This is a genomic window from Staphylococcus sp. GDX8P80P (genome assembly GCF_017893095.1).
Lineage (GTDB): Bacteria > Bacillota > Bacilli > Staphylococcales > Staphylococcaceae > Staphylococcus > Staphylococcus borealis.
On the sequence record NZ_JAESMI010000005.1, the window covers coordinates 1 to 19,624 of the forward strand.

A 19,624-nucleotide genomic window follows, 5' to 3' on the forward strand; every position below is an offset into this window, starting at 1 on the left:
ATGTTTGCGTAGAACCTTTATTGTCTAATTAGACTAATTATGCTATCATAAATCGTAATTATTACGTTTTAAGAAGAAAGAAGTGTTACTATGCATTGGACAATTATCGGTGGTGGCATACAAGGTACAACGATTGCAATTCAACTTAGAGCTTTAGGATTATCGCAAGATGATTTAAGTATTATCGATCCTTATTCATCACTATGTGAACAATTTAATGATTTTTCACATCGTATCAGTATGCCCTATTTACGCTCTCCTATTGTACATCATATTCATCCTAACCCATTTCATTTAAAGCAATTTGCTAAAATGCAACAATATACTCATGCTACATATGGTCAATATCAACGTCCACAAACTGATATGTTTATGCATCATGTTCATGAGCAAGTACATCACTACGATTTAAATGAAAGTCATATTCAAGGATACGTGAAATCTTTAGCAAGAAATGATGAACAATGGCAAATTCAATTAAATCATAACCAAGTTATTCATTCAGATTGTGTGATATTAGCAAATGGATGTACGCATCAACCTTATATTCCTGATATTTATCAACACGTTGATAATGCATGCCATATTTTTGATACGTCTTTTAATTCAAGTATGTATGAACAAAGTTCTCACGTTGTTGGTAGTGGTATTTCTGCTGCACATTTAACTTTGAAACTGATCAATCAATCTCACGATAAAGTAGTTCATTTGTGGATGAATAAAGATATTGACATACAACATTTTGATGCTGATCCAGGTTGGCTTGGCCCTAAAAACATGAGTCGTTTTTTAAATATTGACTCTTCTATAGAACGAATGTCTATCATACAACAAGAACGACACAAAGGATCAATGCCGAGAGAACTCTATTTACGATTAAAGAAACATGTACAGTCTGGACGTCTTATCATTCATAAAGATACAATTGAATCAGTTGATCAACATCATATTCACACACAACATTCAACTGAGCCCTATGATTTTATTTTATTAGCAACTGGTTTTAAATCTACACTATTACAACAACCTATGATTCAATCATTAATTACGAATGAACATGCACCACTAACACATTGTGGTTTCCCTTCCATTAGCACTGAATTAGAATGGTTGCCACAGTTATTCGTATCTGGCGGTTTAGCTGATTTAGAGCTAGGGCCATTTGCTAGAAATATTATGGGTGGACGTGAAGCAGCTCAAAGAATTAAACAAGCCTATCAACGTTTATCAGATCAACATATCCAAAAACATGCATAATTTAATTAAACGTCAGTATTAACATACCAACACTAGGGATTAGGACAAATTTTTTTAAATTCGTCGTCCCATCCCCAACAAAAACGCAGACGCAGAACAGAATTCATCATGAATTCATCGTCCTACGCCTGCGTTCTTTTCTTAGTCAAAAGCTTTTATAATTAAAGTATTTCAAACGATACTTAATTGAACTTAAGTAGAATATGTGCGTTTATTACTTTAACGGTTTAATGCCAATCGTTCCTCTCATAATGCTAATCAGCTGTCCTCGTTCACTGTTTATTTCTACATTCCATACTTGAGTCGTACTTCCCTGATGGATAATTGTTGCTGTAGCAATCACACGACCTTCTTTAACTGAATGAATATGATTCGCATTCATTTCCAGTCCCAGCGGTATAAATGACTCAGTATCTACTAAATGAGCAGCACCTAATGAACATGCTGTTTCACCTAAAGCAATTGAGGCACCACCATGCAAGTAACCAAATGGTTGTTTAACTTTATCCGTCACTGGCATAGAGATAACTACGTTACCTTCTGACACTTCTTCTATCTTCATTTCAAACGTTTCTAATAAGTTCGTCATTTCTTATTTCACCTCATATACACTTATAATATCATAGCTGCAATCGTGCCAAATATCATTAAAGGTATATTATAGAACAAGAAGTTAGGTATACATGTATCACGTATGTGATCATGTTGTCCATCCACATCTAAACCAGCTGTTGGTCCTAGTGTAGAATCACTCGCAGGTGAACCTGAATCACCTAACGCACTTGCCGTACCAACTAAGGCGATTAAAGCCATCGTATTTAAACCTAGTGAAGCACCAAGTGGAATAAATAAAGTGGCAATAATAGGAATCGTTGCAAATGATGATCCAATCCCTAAAGTTACAATTAAACCAATGATATACATAATAATAATACTGATTAATTTATGGCCACTAGAAATATCAGTCAAGCTTGATACTAATTTTTCGATATCACCAGTAGCATTCATTACACCAGCGAACCCATTCGCTGAAAGAATAACGACACCAATAAATGACATAATTTTAATTCCTTCAACAAATTGGCTGTCTAATTCTTTCCATTTGTAAACTCCTGAAACAAAGAATACAAGAACACCCGCTAATGCCCCAAAAATCATTGAATCTGTAAATGTTTGTACTAAGAACGTAGCTAAGATAGCAACGATGGTAACGACGAGTACGTATGGTTTAATTTCTGTAGTCGCATTTTCATCTTCTACATACGTTTCAGTTTTATATTCACGTGGTTTACGATAATAAATCATACCTAAGATTAATCCAACGATATAACCAAGTGAAGGAATTAACATAGCTTTCCAAATCATATTAAATTCGATAGGATGATGTGCTTTTTGGAAACCACTTTGAATGATTTGATGGAAAATTTGACCAAAGCCATAAGGTAATAATACATAAGGCCAACATAAACCAAACCCGATGACTAATCCAATAAGTCGTCTATCAATCTTCAAATCATTAAATAAACTTAACAATGGCGGAATAACAATTGGAATAAAAGCAATGTGAACTGGAATGAGGTTCTGACTCATTATACTCATCGCAAGCAATGCTACGATAATAATAACTTTTACTTTGATTCTTGAAAGTCTACTATTCTCAGAGTGAATTGCACGAATAATCTTAGTTACAAGATAATCTGTAATACCACTATAAGAGATTAATGCAGCAAACCCACCAAGTAATGCATAACTTAATGCTACCTCAGAACCATCTACAATATTTTTACCAAATACGCTAATGACCTTTTCAATACTCATACCAGAAATGAGACCGCCTACGAGTGCACTAATAAATAAACTTATCACTACATTCAATCTACATAAACATAGAATAATCATTAATAGCACAGCAATAACAACTGCATTTAACATAACAACACATCCTTTATCTCTCTACCGAACTAAAGTATTTTATATGTTTTTTATCTTACCAAGTAGTTAAGACGATGTCAATGTAAGATTACATTCAAATTTAATAAGATCATTGACATAAATAAAGAGTGGAAACGCGTATTAGTAATTGTTTCCACTCTTAAAGACTAAATCATTACTTCATATTTAACTTATCTTAGCCAATTCAATACAGTTGTTATCATACTGCCTGTTGGACCTTTTGGACCTTTATAACTGGCCTTAGTCGTTGTTGCCGGACCAGCTATGTCAAAATGAATATGGGGTGTAGCACCACTAAAATGTGTAATAAAAGTCGCTGCAAAGAGTGCTTTCCCGTGTCCATTTGTATGATTAACTAAATCTGCAACATCTGATTGACGTATTAGTCGTTGCTCAGTTTGTGTCATTGGTAATTCAAATGCATACTCATCCATTGCTTTAGCACTAAGACGTATAGCCTCAATTTCTTTATCTGCATTAGAACTAAATATAGCTGCCTTATCTTCACCTAATGCTGCAACAGCTGCACCTGTAAGTGTAGCAAAGTCTAAAATGAGTTTCGGTTGAAATTGGTTAGCATAAAATACTGCATCTCCTAATACCAATCGTCCTTCCGCATCACTATTTAACATTTCAACGGTTTCACCACTTAATGCCGTTAATACATCATCCGGTTTCATTGCTTGATTACTAATCATATTTTCAGCGGAAGCGATAACCCCTACAATATTGATAGGAAGTTGTAAACGTGATGCAGCATCAATCATACCAACTACATTTGCTGCGCCACACATATCAAATTTCATGGTTTGCATGCCAATCTTAGATTTAATGCTATAACCACCTGAATCATATGTAATGCCTTTACCTACCAATGCAATCGGTGCATCATTACTATCCCCACCATTGTAAGTCATCGTTATGACAACTGGAGGATGCTCAGAACCTTTACCTACCGCGTGAATAAGTCCAAATCCTTCATCTAATAGTTGGTTACCATCTTTTATATCAACTGCTACTGATGATTGCGCAAAGTGTTGCGTAATTTGTTCAGCAAAGTAATTAGGCGTTAGTATATTCGGCGGCATCTGGCTAAAGTCACGTGCTAGGTTAATAGACTGACCGATTGTCTTACCATTAATGATATATTGATTCAAATCTTCAGTGGCAGACGTAATATTTAACTCTAATTGATACGGTGCAGTCTTATCAGATTTATAATTATCAAAACTATAAATCGATTGTTCACTTTGAAGCCCCATAACCTCTGCAACTTTACTTTGTTCCACTTGTTTTGAAATCAATGTATCGAATAGCACATCTGCTTCAGTTACTTGTTCTTCTTTTAAAAATTGAAATAAATGGCCAAATACTTTCAATAATGCAGCATAATCAAGCGATTTTAAATTTCCTAATCCAACTGTAATAAGTCGTTTAGATGTATCTGCTAATGGTAATAAGGTTGAAGATACTTTACCTAATTTGCTGCTAACCAAATGATGATGACGATATGTATCTATTTGATGGGTCAAATCTTGATTGTTGTAATGGATCGTACCGAGTTGATTGATGTGGTCAGGTAAACCTAGAATCAATACTTCTGATTGTAAAGATGCATTGTTACATATTTTGAAATTAACCATAACCTCTCACTCCTTATTGAATGTAATATAAAAAAGAGGGCGTGGGACAGAATTCTTTATAAATTCGTCGTCCCACCCCCGCAAGGATGACTATATTAAAGTAATAACTTAGAATTTACCTTTTTTAAATGCTAAGCCTACGCCACCAATTTTGAATACTGCACGTGTATCGATAACTTTTTTCATGAATGCAGCTTTTTTACCAGTAATATCTCTACCGTAAACAATACCTACACCGTCATGAGAACCTAATGAACATACAGTACCACGGTCAACATATTCGAAGTCTGTTGGTGCTTGACCGTTTAAGATATTTTTAATGCTTTTAGCAACGTGTTCACCTTGTTGCATAGCAATTTGTGCTGTAGTTGGTAATGGACGTTCTTCACCAGCTGGGATGAATGCTGAAACATCACCAATAACGAAGATATCATCATGACCTTCAATTGTTAAATCTTGTTTAGTCACGATACGACCACGTTTAACGCCTTCGAATGATTCTTCCATTAATTTACTACCGCGAACACCAGCAGCCCAGATTGCTGTACCTGCTTCTAATTGTTGTTCTTGATCGTTAATTTTAACGACGAAACCTTTGTCGTTACATGCAACGATTGGTGTAGCAATTTTGAATTCAACACCACGGTCTTCTAAGTAGCTAACTGCATAATTAACTAATTCGTCAGAGAACATTGGTAACATTTTTGGTGCAGCTTCAACACAAGTTACTCTAACTTTGTTTTGATCAACACCATATTTATTACATAATTCAGGAATTCTTTCAGTTAATTCACCTAAGAATTCGATACCTGTAAAGCCTGCGCCACCAACTAAGATAGCTAAGTCTTTATCGTCTTTTTCTTTAGAAGCTGCGTAGTTAGCAAATTTATCTTCGATATGACGAGATAATTTACGTGCAGTTTCAACATTTTCGATTTGGAATGCATAGTCTTTCATACCATCAATGCCAAATGTTTCACTTTCGAAACCTAATGCTACTACTAAAATGTCGTAATCATAGATACCGTGATTAGTTTCTACTTTTTTAGCGTTACGATCGATTTTTGTTACTTCTGCATTGATAAATTTAACTTTATCTTCTTTAATTACACTTTCAATTGGGTAAATTAAATCTTCATAATTTAATGTACCAGCTGAAGCTTCGTGTAACCAAGTTGCTTCATAGTGATATTTATTTTTGTTAATTAATGTAATATCCGCTTCTTCAGCAGAAAGTTCTTTTTGTAATTTAGTTACTGTTTGTAAACCAGCATAACCTGCACCTAAAACAAGTACTTTTTTACGATCTTGTGCCATTTCATTCACCTAAGCTTTCATTATTATTTTCTTAAATGTAGAAAAAGGCTACAAACTTCAGAACATAACAAAGTTCAGACATAACAATATAGTTTACTTTAATATATGTTTATCTGATTCTATCCAAAGACTTTGCACTTAACCTAACTGTTCATCCCCATTTATAGTCTTAGTCAACACTTTCATTTTCAGTTCGATTTTATGAACTTACGTTCACAAAAAAGACAAAGTTCAATCCATCTTCAATTTTATAGCTTTTATAGTTCATTTTCAAGCTACAACAAGACGAATATTAAAATAATCATATTATCCATACAATAACGTCTTCGAAAATCAATGATAGAGACAAATGATTTGAACTTATCCTAGCATTCTTCAGGGTTTCCAGCTACTTTAGCAGTTCTGAATGAACTACCACAGCCACATGAAGCGATGGCATTTGGATTATCAATTTGGAAGCCACCACCCATTAAAGATTGTTTAAAATCAATCGTTGTCCCATTTAATACAGGTACATCATATTTATCTACTAATACTTTCAAACCGTAGAATTCGAGTACTTCATCATTCTCGCCAGGTTGTTCTTCGGCTGACATACCATACGTAAGGCCTGTGCAACCACCACCGTTTACTTTAATCTTTAAATAGCCATCTTCCATGTCATTGCTCTTCAACATATCTTTAACTTCATACGCTGCCGCTTCAGTTAATGTTACAGTTGGCATAAATTATTCCTCCTATAATAAGTTAGTAAAATCATTCTCTTCTATATGTTTATAAATATTGCTTAATAACTCATCAGGTGTATCACCTTCAACAGTATCACCATCTACTAATGCATACAACCCACATGAACATACGCCACAGTTGTTTAAACATCCATATTCTAATACATCCACATTGGGATCGTTATCAAGTTTATCGTAAACGTAGTCTCCGCCTTTTGCCATATTAGAAATGCAAAATTCGACTAATGGAAACATACTTCACCTTCTTCTTCATTTTTTAATTACATTATTATAACAAATCTTACTTAGAACTGCATTGTCCTGGCTCATCATTTCCCTACTATTTATAACGAATTTCTCCGACTAGAAATCATTAACTTCATTTTCCATATCATACATTTCATTGTAGTCATTTTGAAAAAAAGATATAATACACATATACATATATCGCACACTTTATTGTTAGGGGCAATAAATGTCGGCGATAAATAACTTTATTAATTTAAAGCTTTCAAATTAAAGTATCGTTTATTTACAAAAGTTTGCTTAATTCAAAGGGTATAAGTCAAAATTTATTTCGGAATAACAAATTTTTTATAAAGGGGTATAACAAATGAAAAATTTAGTGTTACTTGGTGGCGGCTATGGTAATATGCGTATCATGTCGCGTATTCTACCAGATGCATTACCAGAAAATTATACTTTAACATTAATTGACCGTATGCCATTTCATGGTTTGAAACCAGAATTTTATGCTTTAGCAGCGGGTACTAAGTCTGATAATGATGTGCGCATGAATTTTCCTGATTCAGAACGCATTAATACGATTTATGGCGAAATTAATGATATTGATTTAGATGCTCAAATCGTATCTGTTGGTCATACGAAGGTGGATTATGATGAATTAGTCATTGGCTTAGGTTGCGAAGATAAATATCATAATGTGCCTGGTGCTGACGCGTATACGCACAGCATTCAAACACTTTCTAAAGCTCGCGAAACATTCCATAGTATTAGTGAATTACCTAGTGGTGCGCGTGTAGGCATTGTTGGCGCTGGATTAAGTGGTATTGAACTAGCAAGTGAGCTGCGTGAAAGTCGTGAAGATTTAGAAGTTGTCCTTTATGATCGTGGTGAACGCATTTTAAGAAATTTCCCTGAAAAATTAAGTAACTATATTGCCAAATGGTTCCGCGAAAACAATGTGAAAGTCGTTCCAAATTCTTTAATTGATAAAGTAGAACCAGGTAAAATTTATAATAATGGGTCGCCAGAAAATGTTGATTTGGTTGTCTGGACTGCGGGTATTCAACCTGTTGAAGTTGTAAGACACTTACCTATCGATATCAATCGAAGCGGACGTGTCATTATTAATCAATATCATCAAGTGCCAACGTATCGAAATGTATTTATCGTTGGTGATTGTGCTGATTTACCGCATGCACCAAGTGCTCAATTAGCTGAAGTACAAGGTGATCAAATCGCTGATGTACTCAAGAAACAATGGAATAATGAACCACTACCAGATAAAATGCCTGAATTAAAAGTTCAAGGTTTCCTTGGTTCTCTTGGTGAAAAGAAAGGATTTGCCTATATTATGGACCGTACAGTTACCGGACGTCTTGCGCATATACTTAAATCTGGTGTTTTATGGCTATATAAATATCATAACGGTTAAGATGAAACACGGGATTAGGCCTGAGCATGCTCAGACCTAATCCCATTTTCTATTTCACTATTATAAAGATTGCTATTAATTTGCAAAATGTTTATCGACAAAGTTGGTAATTTGCTTCGTTTGAATATATCCATCTGCTACATACTCATCATTCATTGTAATTAATGGATAGAACAATTCATCTTCCTCAAGTTGTTCAATATAGTGTTGGTCGTGATCACTTAAATTTTCTGTTTGTTTTTGAAAATCAATATATGTGTATTCAAATTGAATGTCTGGATACTTTCTTTCTAATAAAGGCTTAATCCACTCAAATGTATTCAATGATGTTGGCGCATTGACACAACTCGCGCACACAACATCTGCGCCGTAAACTACCACGCTAACTTTAGTCATACTCAAATCCCCCGTTTTGTTTTATAGATTTTTCTTTCTTTATCTATTATAATAAATAAATAATGAATTTATGAAGTAATTTACTTGAAAGGAGACATATCTCATGCCTACTGAGAATGCAACAATGTTTGATCAAGTAGCTGAAGTCATTGAGCGTTTACGTCCTTTTTTATTACGTGATGGCGGAGACTGTACGTTAGTAGATGTTGAAGATGGCATCGTGAAATTACAATTACACGGAGCTTGCGGTACGTGTCCAAGCTCAACAATCACATTAAAAGCCGGTATTGAACGTGCATTACACGAAGAAGTTCCAGGCGTTATCGAAGTTGAACAAGTATTCTAAACGTCTAATATATCGTTTATATATACAATAAAGCACCAATGAATAGCGTTTTCACACGCTAATCATTGGTGCTTTTATTTATTAGTTATGATCATGATGTTTTTCTTGATCTTTATTATCATCATTCATATGTTGAACGATATGTTGGTTCATATGCGCCCAACCTTTCCAACCTACGTGAACGACATCACTAAGTACATATTTTTCATAGTCTTTATCTGACATGTCATATACTTTACCACCATGTTCTGCAACAGTTTGATGTATTTTCTTGTAGACAGGTTCTCTTGTGGCGCGTTTAATACCTAAATGATCATACCATTTACCATTTACCGGTAAAATGACATATTGTACATCTGCACCTGCTTGATGCATCGTATCTACTAATAATGATAAATCATTAAATTCTGGAGAGTTCATTTTAAACTCATATTGACGATGATTCATCGGCTTTTGGTGCATCAATTGTTTCCAATATTCATTGCGGATGCCATAGTTATTAGATGATGAGCGTTTCTCACCTAAAGCTATAGCTTTATCTTGCATTTCTTTCCATGACGCATTCGGTTCAGTTATCGTTTTCACATGTGATAAAGGTGATTTATCAAATGAGAAGTATGTTTTAATTGCTTCAATTTTAAGTAATTGATTCTCTTTAAAGCGTGAAACATAATGACCATCTACCTCGCCATGATTGTTAGCAACATCTTTCAAGAATGCTTTATTTGACGCACTTTTAAATTGTAATAAGCGTTTGGCATATCTTTCCTTTAATTCTGAAGGCATATCTTTTTGTTGAAATAACTGATTAATTTGGGTAGGTGTTGTTCGTGCTGCAAAATCACGATTATTCACACCATGCGTACTAAACCATTGTGGCGAAATAATAAACGTCATCTTTTTCCCTTTAAGTTGATCATATTGACCAGCTAATTCAATTGCATTAATTAAATCGGTATTACCACCCGTACCCACTAAAAAGATTGGCTTAGTGTCTTTTCTATTATGTAATGCAAGTGCAGGGTTAAATGGATCTAACTTATTCAATTCACTAGACCCATAGATAGGATAATAATTATCATTACTAAATAGTTTATTTTGAATGAGCGTACCTTTAAGAACTTGATCTGTTAAAGATATTCTATTATTAGCGACAGCCTTGTTCGTGACTAATCCAGTAAACCAGCTAGCAGGCATTAACACAAAGGCTAGAAATAATATGCCGCTAATAATAATTGGTAAAAATGGTTTTAATTTCATCGTAATTCTTCTAATGCTTCAACAATTTTGTTAGGAGTTGCCCACTCATCACGATCAAAATCCATGATTGATACTTCAATGCCTAATCTATTTTGAATTTCAAGTAATAATCCTACTGTTTGGAATGAATCGATAATACCCTCTTCAAAGATTTCAACATCTGGGTTTTCTTTTACAACATCATTTTCTGCCACATCAGCTAATAAATCTAATACTTGTTCTTTAAATTCCATAATTTATGACTCCTTTTAAATTAATTTTCCTGAAAAGATTAAAAATCCAAATGCTACAAAATGGAATGTAATGATAATACTTAATGCTGTAGTAAAACCATTTTGCCAACGTGGTGGATGTTTCTTTCTCCAACGTTCATAGTAACCATAACCGATAAACATCAGGCCGTGATAAATACCATAAACGATATAGAATAACTCTAAACCATGCCACACACCCATGATAAAGAAGTTTAGGAAGAATGCGAAATTAGACATCGCAAATTGACTTTTGAATGTTTTCTTACGTGACATATAGAATAATGTACGCATATAGATACAGTCTCTAAACCAGAATGATAATGACATATGCCATCTGTTCCAGAAATCTTTAATATTCTTCGCTTTGAAAGGTTGCTTAAAGTTAGGTGGTGTATTGATACCATATAAATAACTTACCGCTACAGCAAACAAACTATATCCTGCGAAATCAAAGAATAAATAAAAACTGTAAGCATACATATACAGCCATTTATGCGTAAAACCATTCAAATCCATCAATAATGGATGAATTGCATAGACATTGATTAAATAAGCGAGTATATATTTATATAAGAACCCAAGCATAATCATATGTATCGCTTTAGCAACCATTTCTCTATATTGTTCACCTGTAGGAACCTTTTTATCATCTTTGACGAAACGTTTATAGCGATCAATCGGCCCTGAAGACACTGTTGGGAAGAAAGAAATAAATTGGAACAACTTGCCCACTTTAATTTCTTTTATAGAGCCATCGCGTATTTCCATAATTAACTGAATACTTTTAAACGTTACATATGAAATACCTAGGAAACCTACAAATTCAATTAGTTTATGTTCATGGAAGTGAATTTGTTGACCACCTAACCATGAGCTTTGTAATACTTTAACAATCGCTAATGGTAAAATGGATAAAATCATCACAATGACAAACTTACTAAATGTATTATTTTTCTGTCTCGATTTATAATATCCCATGATTAATAGCACTTGCCAAATGAGATAAATGATAAAACTAATAAGTTGAATACTTAAATATTTATTACCGAATAAATTATGTTTATCTGATGAAAAAATGACGACAATCATAATTGCAGTACTTATACCGTTATATATATAGCTTCGCTTACCTAAGAATCCGAGTATGATGACTGGTAAAAGTACTATAAATGCAACTAAGAAGAAGGTAAACGTACCATATGGAATCATGCGTTAATATCCTCTTCCACTTGTTTACGATCAAGCTTTCCGTTTGAAGTCAATGGTAATTGTTTCATCCAAACAAATTTTCTCGGAATCATATATTCAGGTAAGCGAGATTTGAGTTCGGATTTAATTTGTCTTGTCATTTCCAAATCATCTTTAACTTCTTCAGTTGGAACAACCGCACCGATTAAGTGTATAACCTTGTTATTTTTATACACTGGTACGACCACGGTTTCTCTTACGAATTCTGACTGTCTAAGTTGCGTTTCAATTTCTTCTAATTCCATTCGGTAACCGTTAAGTTTAATTTGGAAATCAATTCTTCCTTGAATGAACCATTGTCCGTCTTTTTCGATTGCTTTATCACCAGTATGATAAATGCGAAGGCCATTTTCAAAGTTGAATACCGCTTCTGTTTTTTCTTTATTATCTAAATAACCTAAACTAACACTATTACCTTTAATTACAAGTTCACCCTCATCCGTTGTAAATAATGTTGTATTCGGTCTTGAAACACCAACTGGTAGCGGATTATACGTTTCAATAATTTCAGGTGTCAATTTAACACCTGTAACTGCAACTGTCGCTTCCGTAGGTCCATACGTGTTATAAACTACCGCACTTGGATATCTATCTAGTAAAGCTTTAGCAGTTCTATGTGGCAAGATTTCTCCACAGAAGAAGAAATGATTTAAACTTGGGTAACTTGCTTCATTTAGGTTAGGTAATAATAGGCACATTTCCATAAATGATGGTGTAGACACCCATGCATTTATTGGTGTATTAACTAACATGTCATTCAACAATTTAGGTTTGTTGATCATGTCCTTATCTACTAAATTTAATGTGCCACCTGAAGTTAAACAAGGATAGATTGCCATGACTGATAAGTCGAATGAAAATGGTGCTTGATTTAACCATTCTTGCGCGCCTTCAGACTCGTTAAGTGATACCATCCATTCTGCAAACTCTATTAAACTTGCATATTCAATTTGAACCCCTTTAGGTTCGCCTGTTGAGCCAGATGTAAAGATTGTATATACCACGTCTGTTAATCCCATTTGACTATCAAATAGTGTTGGATTATCTGAGTCTTGGATACTTTGGATTGTCAGCTCTTGAATACCAGGATGATTTAAGTGTGAATCTGCTGTGTTAAATATCATTTCAGGTTGAACCTTATTTATAATCATATTTACACGTTCACTCGGTACGGATGTGTCAATGGGTACATATCCACACCCTGCTTTAATCGCACCTATCATACCTACTAACATATAAGGAGACATATGTCCGTATACGATTAATGGCTTCTGATTATCTTGTAATAGATGCGCTAATTTACTAGATTCATCCATTAATTGTTGATATGTTAATGTTTCATCTTTATGTCTAACTGCTACACGTTGAGGATGACGTTGACCGAAGTCATTTATTAAATTTATGATATCTGTCATAATTAGACTCCTTATTAAAATTCATTATAAATGAAATTATTATGTGTATCGCCCGAACCATAAATTAGGTACAGCGCAATAAATATAGCTAAATAGAGAAGCGTTACTAAATACGGTTTAGCTTTCTCATAATATTGCATTATTTTATGATTATTCTCTTTCAATGCACTATTGCACCTCACTATCATGTCAATTATCGGAGCGGATTAATCGTTTTTCTCGCGAAGGATATTTGAGGCTCCGAAAAGTGAATTCATTAAATATAATTTTTATATATTATACATTCATCTTATTATAATTAAAATTTGTTTTTATAGCAAATTAAATTTCGCACTTCAAGATGTTGTGATAACGACACTAACATTCATATTTCCAAGTTCATAGAAATAAGTGAGTCAGTATCCACATTAAGTACGCCTTGTAATGCCATGGATGAATCTAAATGACATTAATTATATTAGTACCAATTAACCCACTTAACAATTACATACGACATAACAAAACTGTTAGATAATATAAAAGAACTTCTATCGTTAAATAGTAAATCATTACCTAAACGTTAGAAGTTCTTTATCACTTTATTTATTTGTTACTGGTGTAAGTGGTGCTTCCCCTTTTAATATCGCAGCAATATTATCCACACATAATTGAATCATGTGATCTCTCGTTGCTACTGAAGCACTGCCAATATGCGGTAATATAATTGCATTACGCATTTTCAGTAGTGGATGGTCAAGCTGAATAGGTTCTTCGCGTAAGACATCCAAGCCACAACCACCAATATCTTGATTGTTCAATGCATCAATTAATGCTTCTTCATCTACAATAGCGCCACGGCCAATGTTAATAAAGATAGCATCGTTTTTCATTTTTGAAAATGCATCTTTATTAAATTTATTTTCCGTTTCCGGCGTTAACGGTGCAGTACATATGACGAAGTCACTTTCTGCTAATAACGTATCAAACGGTACGTAGGTTGCATTGAGTTGCGCTTCTGCATCTTCATGTCTAGAGCGATTATGATATAAGATATTTGCATTAAACCCTTGCAGTCGACGTGCAAAGCTCTTTCCAATATCACCCATACCATAAATACCTACAGTAGCTCCATGGACATCTTTGCCTGACAACAAATAAGGTCCCCAACTTTTCCATTCGCCATTTTGAACGTAGTGTTCTGCTTCAACAATACGTCGCGCTACAGCTAACATTAATGTGAATCCTAATTCAGCTGTTGTTTCAGTAAGTACTTTTGGCGTATTAGTGACAACAATACCTTTTTGATTTGCTAACTCAACATCAATATTGTCAAAACCAACCGCCATATTTGCAATAATCTTCACGTTTTTCGCGTGTTCCAGACAGGTTGCATCTATCGTTTCACTCAATGTAATAAAGCATGCATCTACGTCTTCTATTTCCTTCAAAAATTGTGCTCTAGGCATAGGTTCAAATGCTTCTTCCCACATTTTAACGTCGCCGAGTTGTTCCATTTGTTCAATGAAACGATTTGGAATCTGACGTGTGACTAGAATTTTCACCATTGTCGTGCCACCCCTTTATCTATTTTTGGGCATTTTTTCTAATTCTGCAATTGCTACATTTAAATCTTTAAATGAATATGTAGGTTGTTGATCTTTCTCTTGTAATTCTTCATACGTCGTTACACCTGTTTGAACATGAATCGTATCTACACCAACATTAATCCCTGACATGATATCTGTATCGTACAAATCACCGACCATTGCTACATCAGATTTGTCCAATTGTAAGATATCTAATGCAATGTCCATAATGACTGGTTCAGGTTTACCAATAAATTGAGGGGCTTGACCCGTTGATACACTTACTACACTCGTAATTGCACCATTACCTGGTAAGAAACCACGTTCTTTAGGAATAGATACATCTGGGTTTGTTGAAATAAAACGTGCACCCTTACGTACTGCAAGCGTTGCAACGGCTAACTTCTCATAAGTGACATTTTCATCTAAACCTATCGCAACATAATCTACGTTTTCATCATCTTTTACAGTTAATCCTGCTTCAGTTAATGCTGTGCGTAAGCCATTACCACCTAACATATATACTGTAGCATCACTTTTCTCACCGGCAATAAAATTGGCTGTTGCTAACGCAGATGTGACAACCTCTTCAGGTTTCGCATCAATCTTCATCTCTTTTAATTTTTGCGTTACCTCTTCAGGTGTCTTTGTAGAATTGTTTGTAACATATAAATGTGGAATTTGATGATTGTTTAAGTAATCGATAAATTGTGCTGCACCATCAATTTCGTCTGTACCTAAATACATCGTTCCATCTAAATCGATTAAATAACCTTTATAATTCTTCATTAGCTGTTGTCTCCTTTTCCAAAAGCAGTAACCGGCACATTCTCTTTCTCAAGGAATTGCGTTACCTCTTGAATAAATTGTTCATAATACGGCAAAGCATGATCAAATAACGGTTGAATCTTAGCATCATCTAATTCCGTGTAATTGTGTGCGAACTGCTTTCTAACATCAATCGTTTCATTTACACGTTGCTGTGTAGATTTCGAAATAACGCCTTCAAGTTCAAGAATATCAATGACATCTTTATAATTTCCAGGGTCTCTCAAGATAAAACCATCAATAATCATATTCCCTATATCCACAGATGATTCAATTAACATTTGAGCGATACGTTCAAATGCATAATGATTTTCTTTATTTGCTTCATAATCTTTAATTAATTGATTTAAGTAAGTTAATTTTAAAGTAAGTTGATCTTTATCTACAAAATACATATCCTTCACCTCTTAATATGTCTATCATATCACAGTTTTGCATCGGTCTTCATTTGTCGTTATACTAAATTAAAATACAAAGATAAAAGGAGTTCTACTCTTATGATAGATATGTACTTATATGACGATGAAGAACAAAGCCAAGTGCAATTTGTAGGCTTTGTAGGTGAACACAGTCGATATGATTTAATGCTTGTTCAAACAGACCGTCATTATGGCAAGACGCTTGTGTTAAATATGCAAACAAATAAATTTGGTATCATCGGTACAGATGATATTGAAGAAGAAGGCTACATCGCGCATATTCTAGGTGTAAGCCAAGAAGAAAGTGATGAAATTATTGAATATCTGAATCAAGTTATTCAATAATTTCAATTTAAATAAGCTGTGAAAAAATCATGATAAAAGATTTTTTCACAGCTTATTTGATTATTTTTATTGTTCATCATCATGGTGTTTAACTTCTTGAATCGTAGGTTTTATTTTGACGTCATGCAACTTATCTTCTGTATCCGACAAAATGACATCTTCTTTTTCATGTTCTAATTGTTGTACTTCTTTATTAGATAAATGACGCAATACAAAATAAGGACAACCAAAATTACAATATTCTAATATATAATCTTGAATACTTGAAAAACGTTTAGATATTTCAGCTTTCTTATTGGTATCTTTGTAAAAGCCTTTTAAACGTAACTGGTCATATCCAAAATCTCCTACGACAAAATCATATTTATCTAATATATCTGAATATCTCGATGCAACTAATTCTTCATCAAAACACGCTCTATAATCTTCAATGATTTCAAAATATTGTTGACCTATCTTAATCATAATTTGTCACCTTTAACTCGTATAATAAAAACTTAGATTACACAATTCAATAAAAAGTGTGCAACCTAAGTCTCTAAAACCTTAATCTAAACTATTCGCATGTTTAAATTAATTTTGTTGTAATTTTTCTTCACCTAGACGGTGTTTTTCTTTAGCCGCTTCATTTACTTGTTCATCGGCATGATAAGAACTACGTACCATAGGGCCAGCTTCACAGTGTTTGAATCCTTTGTCCATAGCTACTTTTCTTAATTTACCAAATTCTAATGGCGTATAATATTTTTCAACTTTTAAATGCTTACGTGATGGTTGTAAATATTGACCAATTGTTAGTATGTCTACATCATTTGCACGAAGATCATCCATTGTTTCGTAGATTTCTTCTATCGTTTCACCTAAGCCAACCATTAAACTTGATTTAGTAGGAATATCTGGTTGTAATTCTTTAGAACGACGTAAGAATTCTAATGTTCGTTCATATGTAGCACGTGCACGAACTCTTGGTGTTAAACGACGTACTGTTTCGATGTTGTGGTTTAAGATATCTGGTTTAGAAGCCATTAAAGTTTCAAGTGCTTCATAGTCACCACCCATATCTGATGGTAAGATTTCGATTGTAGTGAATGGATTACGCTCACGTACTTTACGTACCGTTTCAGCATAAACGTTTGAACCTGCATCTCTTAGGTCATCACGTGCAACAGCAGTGATAACAACGTGTTTCAAGTTCATTAATTCAACTGATTCTGCAACACGTTCTGGTTCATTTAAATCTAATTCATTAGGTAAGCCTGTCTTAACAGCACAGAAACGACATGCTCTTGTACATACCGCACCTAAAATCATAAATGTAGCCGTACGTCTAGCTCCCCAACATTCATGTATATTTGGACACTTTGCTTCTTCGCAAACAGTGTGTAAGTTTTTTTCACGCATCATTTTCTTGAGGCCAATATAGTTTTCGTTCGTGTTAAGCTTAATTTTCAACCAATCTGGTTTACGTAAGATTTCTTCATTTTTAGTAGCCATAACCACGTATACCCTCCTGTATAATCTATCTTTTCCTATTATAACGAACTTTACATTAAATTAAAACGTAATAAGCTATAAATTTCGTGATTCACACAATTTCTATTTAATGAACAAATATATCTTGCACTATTCTATTATAATCTTAATAACTTATCCTTGAAAATATCTCTAAGGAATTGAGGCATTAAATAATCAATTGATTTACCTTTTAATATTGGGAAATATCGACCAAAGGTATACATATCAACTGTTCCTAGCGTATATGTCTTATCATCAATCACTTCTTCACCATTAACAAAGAAGCGATTGTCTGACTGAATATAGCCACAATTATATAATATATAACCACCAAAAATATCGCCTCTAAAGCCTAAGCCCTGCGCATGTTCATGCATATATTCTTGCTTTTGACTTTTAATAATGACTTTTTTAAGTTCAGCACCTGTTAGACGTACACGCACTAAATTAATCGGATGCGGCAACATTTTATGAATGTCGTATTCTGTTAGTCGATCTGCTTCAACGCCTTTTACGATAAGCCCTGCATTAATGATCGTACAATCTGTATTCGTGAATTCGAATACACTTTCTGCTAATAAATACGTCGTTTTAGTAATCACATCGGTTTTACTACTTAAATTGATAGGATGATTAATCACTGGCTCACTCATAAGCGCTTTCCCTTCAGACTCATAATCCGTGTCAACTAAAGGCAACGTTCCAACTGGATAAATCATGGCTTCTTTATTAACAACCTTTTTATTTTCAATAGTTAAATTAACTTCACCTAAGTAATATCCATATTTTCCGGCAGCAGCCATAAGTACACCATTGTTCATTTCACCTTTATCAAAATGATGATGTGTATGACTACCTAAAATGACATCAATTTCCGGAATCTCTTGGCATAACTTTTCATCAAAGAAGATGCCAACATGACTCATCACAATAAGTACATCGTAATTACCTTGTTGATTGGCAATTTCATCTTTAATCGCTTCTAACGGATCTGTAACAATCCAATCAAGTGCGCGATAAAATGGCGTAAACGCTGCTGTAGCCGCCACGAATAAAATACGAACGCCTTCAATGTCTTTAATACATGAAGCGGCAATATGTTGTGGTAATTGACCTTCTTCATCAATAACATTGGTGCAAATCACGTTAAATTTCGCGTTGTTATATAACTGATTTAACGCTTCATGTGAAATCGTCATTCCTTCATTATTACCAATTGTCGCAATATCGCAATGTGCCTCGTTAAGCAACTCGACATTCTTACGTCCTATCGTTGCTTGGGTCACCGGTGCCGATAAATCTACATGGTCGCCTATATCTAAATAGAGTGAGGGATGTTGAAGTTGAGGTCTATGTTCTGCCATATAAGATGTAATACGTGCATATTCGTTTAAATGACTATGAATATCGTTCGTGTGAAAAATGGTTAACTTCACTTAAATTCCCCCTATTTTTAT

Annotated in this window: 22 protein-coding genes; 4 read left to right on the top strand and 18 right to left on the bottom strand. The window is 34.1% G+C overall.

Translation table 11 applies throughout. From position 1 onward, the window contains the following. Positions 1–90 precede the first annotated feature (90 nt). Positions 91–1,257 carry an NAD(P)-binding domain-containing protein gene (locus tag KA858_RS00515; protein ID WP_210134738.1) on the top strand — a complete coding sequence of 389 codons (1,167 nt, stop codon included), beginning with the start codon at positions 91–93 and terminating at the stop codon, positions 1,255–1,257. A gap of 214 nt (positions 1,258–1,471) precedes the next feature. Here KA858_RS00515 and KA858_RS00520 read toward each other — a convergent pair whose 3' ends face one another. The 6 genes from KA858_RS00520 to KA858_RS00545 form a co-directional block, all read right to left on the bottom strand. Further along, positions 1,472–1,846: a PaaI family thioesterase gene (locus KA858_RS00520; RefSeq protein WP_210134739.1), complete on the bottom strand. Its 375-nt coding sequence runs from the start codon at positions 1,844–1,846 to the stop codon at positions 1,472–1,474. 23 nt (positions 1,847–1,869) lie between these two features. After that, a complete protein-coding gene (locus KA858_RS00525) occupies positions 1,870–3,189 on the bottom strand; it encodes a Na+/H+ antiporter family protein (protein WP_070855120.1) in 1,320 nt (439 codons plus the stop codon). 191 nt (positions 3,190–3,380) lie between these two features. After that, complete coding sequence (locus KA858_RS00530) at positions 3,381–4,853, bottom strand: leucyl aminopeptidase family protein (RefSeq protein ID WP_053029801.1); 1,473 nt, start codon at positions 4,851–4,853, stop codon at positions 3,381–3,383. A 108-nt stretch (positions 4,854–4,961) separates the two neighbouring features. Further along, the gene (locus KA858_RS00535) at positions 4,962–6,170 is read right to left on the bottom strand and encodes an NAD(P)/FAD-dependent oxidoreductase (RefSeq protein ID WP_075108679.1); all 1,209 of its coding nucleotides are present in this window, start codon (positions 6,168–6,170) and stop codon (positions 4,962–4,964) included. A gap of 365 nt (positions 6,171–6,535) precedes the next feature. Next, positions 6,536–6,895 (bottom strand): HesB/IscA family protein, encoded by a 360-nt coding sequence (locus KA858_RS00540; protein WP_053029805.1) that lies wholly within the window; start codon positions 6,893–6,895, stop codon positions 6,536–6,538. A 12-nt stretch (positions 6,896–6,907) separates the two neighbouring features. Continuing rightward, positions 6,908–7,153, bottom strand: a complete 246-nt coding sequence (locus KA858_RS00545) for a YuzB family protein (RefSeq protein WP_053029806.1) — start codon at positions 7,151–7,153, stop codon at positions 6,908–6,910. Between the two features lie 358 nt (positions 7,154–7,511). On the opposite strand from KA858_RS00545, the gene KA858_RS00550 reads away from it, so the two are divergent. Beyond that, on the top strand, positions 7,512–8,576 hold the full coding sequence (locus tag KA858_RS00550) for an NAD(P)/FAD-dependent oxidoreductase (RefSeq protein ID WP_210134740.1): 1,065 nt from the start codon (positions 7,512–7,514) through the stop codon (positions 8,574–8,576). A gap of 75 nt (positions 8,577–8,651) precedes the next feature. Here KA858_RS00550 and KA858_RS00555 read toward each other — a convergent pair whose 3' ends face one another. Continuing rightward, positions 8,652–8,972: a YuzD family protein gene (locus KA858_RS00555; RefSeq protein WP_053029810.1), complete on the bottom strand. Its 321-nt coding sequence runs from the start codon at positions 8,970–8,972 to the stop codon at positions 8,652–8,654. A 103-nt stretch (positions 8,973–9,075) separates the two neighbouring features. Between KA858_RS00555 and KA858_RS00560 the strand changes: the two genes are divergently transcribed. Then, on the top strand, positions 9,076–9,318 hold the full coding sequence (locus KA858_RS00560; protein ID WP_002433501.1) for a NifU family protein: 243 nt from the start codon (positions 9,076–9,078) through the stop codon (positions 9,316–9,318). 81 nt (positions 9,319–9,399) lie between these two features. On the opposite strand, the gene dltD is transcribed toward KA858_RS00560, so the two are convergent. From dltD to KA858_RS00600, 8 genes are all read right to left on the bottom strand, one after another. After that, positions 9,400–10,578, bottom strand: a complete 1,179-nt coding sequence (gene dltD, locus KA858_RS00565; protein WP_210134741.1) for a D-alanyl-lipoteichoic acid biosynthesis protein DltD — start codon at positions 10,576–10,578, stop codon at positions 9,400–9,402. Next, on the bottom strand, positions 10,575–10,811 hold the full coding sequence (gene dltC / locus KA858_RS00570) for a D-alanine--poly(phosphoribitol) ligase subunit 2 (protein ID WP_011276285.1): 237 nt from the start codon (positions 10,809–10,811) through the stop codon (positions 10,575–10,577). The genes dltD and dltC overlap by 4 nt, the downstream gene beginning before the upstream one ends. 15 nt (positions 10,812–10,826) lie before the next feature. Further along, on the bottom strand, positions 10,827–12,041 hold the full coding sequence (gene dltB / locus KA858_RS00575; protein WP_070855126.1) for a D-alanyl-lipoteichoic acid biosynthesis protein DltB: 1,215 nt from the start codon (positions 12,039–12,041) through the stop codon (positions 10,827–10,829). Continuing rightward, positions 12,038–13,495 (bottom strand): D-alanine--poly(phosphoribitol) ligase subunit DltA, encoded by a 1,458-nt coding sequence (gene dltA, locus KA858_RS00580; RefSeq protein WP_210134742.1) that lies wholly within the window; start codon positions 13,493–13,495, stop codon positions 12,038–12,040. The genes dltB and dltA overlap by 4 nt, the downstream gene beginning before the upstream one ends. A gap of 14 nt (positions 13,496–13,509) precedes the next feature. Next, positions 13,510–13,635: a teichoic acid D-Ala incorporation-associated protein DltX gene (locus KA858_RS00585; RefSeq protein ID WP_107630223.1), complete on the bottom strand. Its 126-nt coding sequence runs from the start codon at positions 13,633–13,635 to the stop codon at positions 13,510–13,512. A gap of 438 nt (positions 13,636–14,073) precedes the next feature. Then, on the bottom strand, positions 14,074–15,039 hold the full coding sequence (locus KA858_RS00590) for a 2-hydroxyacid dehydrogenase (RefSeq protein ID WP_210134743.1): 966 nt from the start codon (positions 15,037–15,039) through the stop codon (positions 14,074–14,076). A gap of 15 nt (positions 15,040–15,054) precedes the next feature. Continuing rightward, positions 15,055–15,849 (bottom strand): TIGR01457 family HAD-type hydrolase, encoded by a 795-nt coding sequence (locus KA858_RS00595; RefSeq protein WP_210134744.1) that lies wholly within the window; start codon positions 15,847–15,849, stop codon positions 15,055–15,057. Continuing rightward, positions 15,849–16,283 (bottom strand): DUF86 domain-containing protein, encoded by a 435-nt coding sequence (locus KA858_RS00600; protein ID WP_053029822.1) that lies wholly within the window; start codon positions 16,281–16,283, stop codon positions 15,849–15,851. Before KA858_RS00600 ends, KA858_RS00595 begins: the two co-directional genes overlap by 1 nt. 102 nt (positions 16,284–16,385) lie before the next feature. On the opposite strand from KA858_RS00600, the gene KA858_RS00605 reads away from it, so the two are divergent. Beyond that, the gene (locus KA858_RS00605) at positions 16,386–16,652 is read left to right on the top strand and encodes a DUF3055 domain-containing protein (protein WP_037548938.1); all 267 of its coding nucleotides are present in this window, start codon (positions 16,386–16,388) and stop codon (positions 16,650–16,652) included. A 66-nt stretch (positions 16,653–16,718) separates the two neighbouring features. On the opposite strand, the gene KA858_RS00610 is transcribed toward KA858_RS00605, so the two are convergent. The 3 genes from KA858_RS00610 to KA858_RS00620 all read right to left on the bottom strand — a co-directional run bounded on the left by KA858_RS00610 (position 16,719) and on the right by KA858_RS00620 (position 19,603). Beyond that, complete coding sequence (locus tag KA858_RS00610; protein ID WP_210134745.1) at positions 16,719–17,117, bottom strand: YutD family protein; 399 nt, start codon at positions 17,115–17,117, stop codon at positions 16,719–16,721. A gap of 108 nt (positions 17,118–17,225) precedes the next feature. Continuing rightward, positions 17,226–18,146, bottom strand: a complete 921-nt coding sequence (lipA, locus tag KA858_RS00615; protein ID WP_029376689.1) for a lipoyl synthase — start codon at positions 18,144–18,146, stop codon at positions 17,226–17,228. A 137-nt stretch (positions 18,147–18,283) separates the two neighbouring features. Next, positions 18,284–19,603, bottom strand: a complete 1,320-nt coding sequence (locus KA858_RS00620) for a bifunctional metallophosphatase/5'-nucleotidase (RefSeq protein WP_210134746.1) — start codon at positions 19,601–19,603, stop codon at positions 18,284–18,286. Positions 19,604–19,624 lie beyond the last annotated feature (21 nt).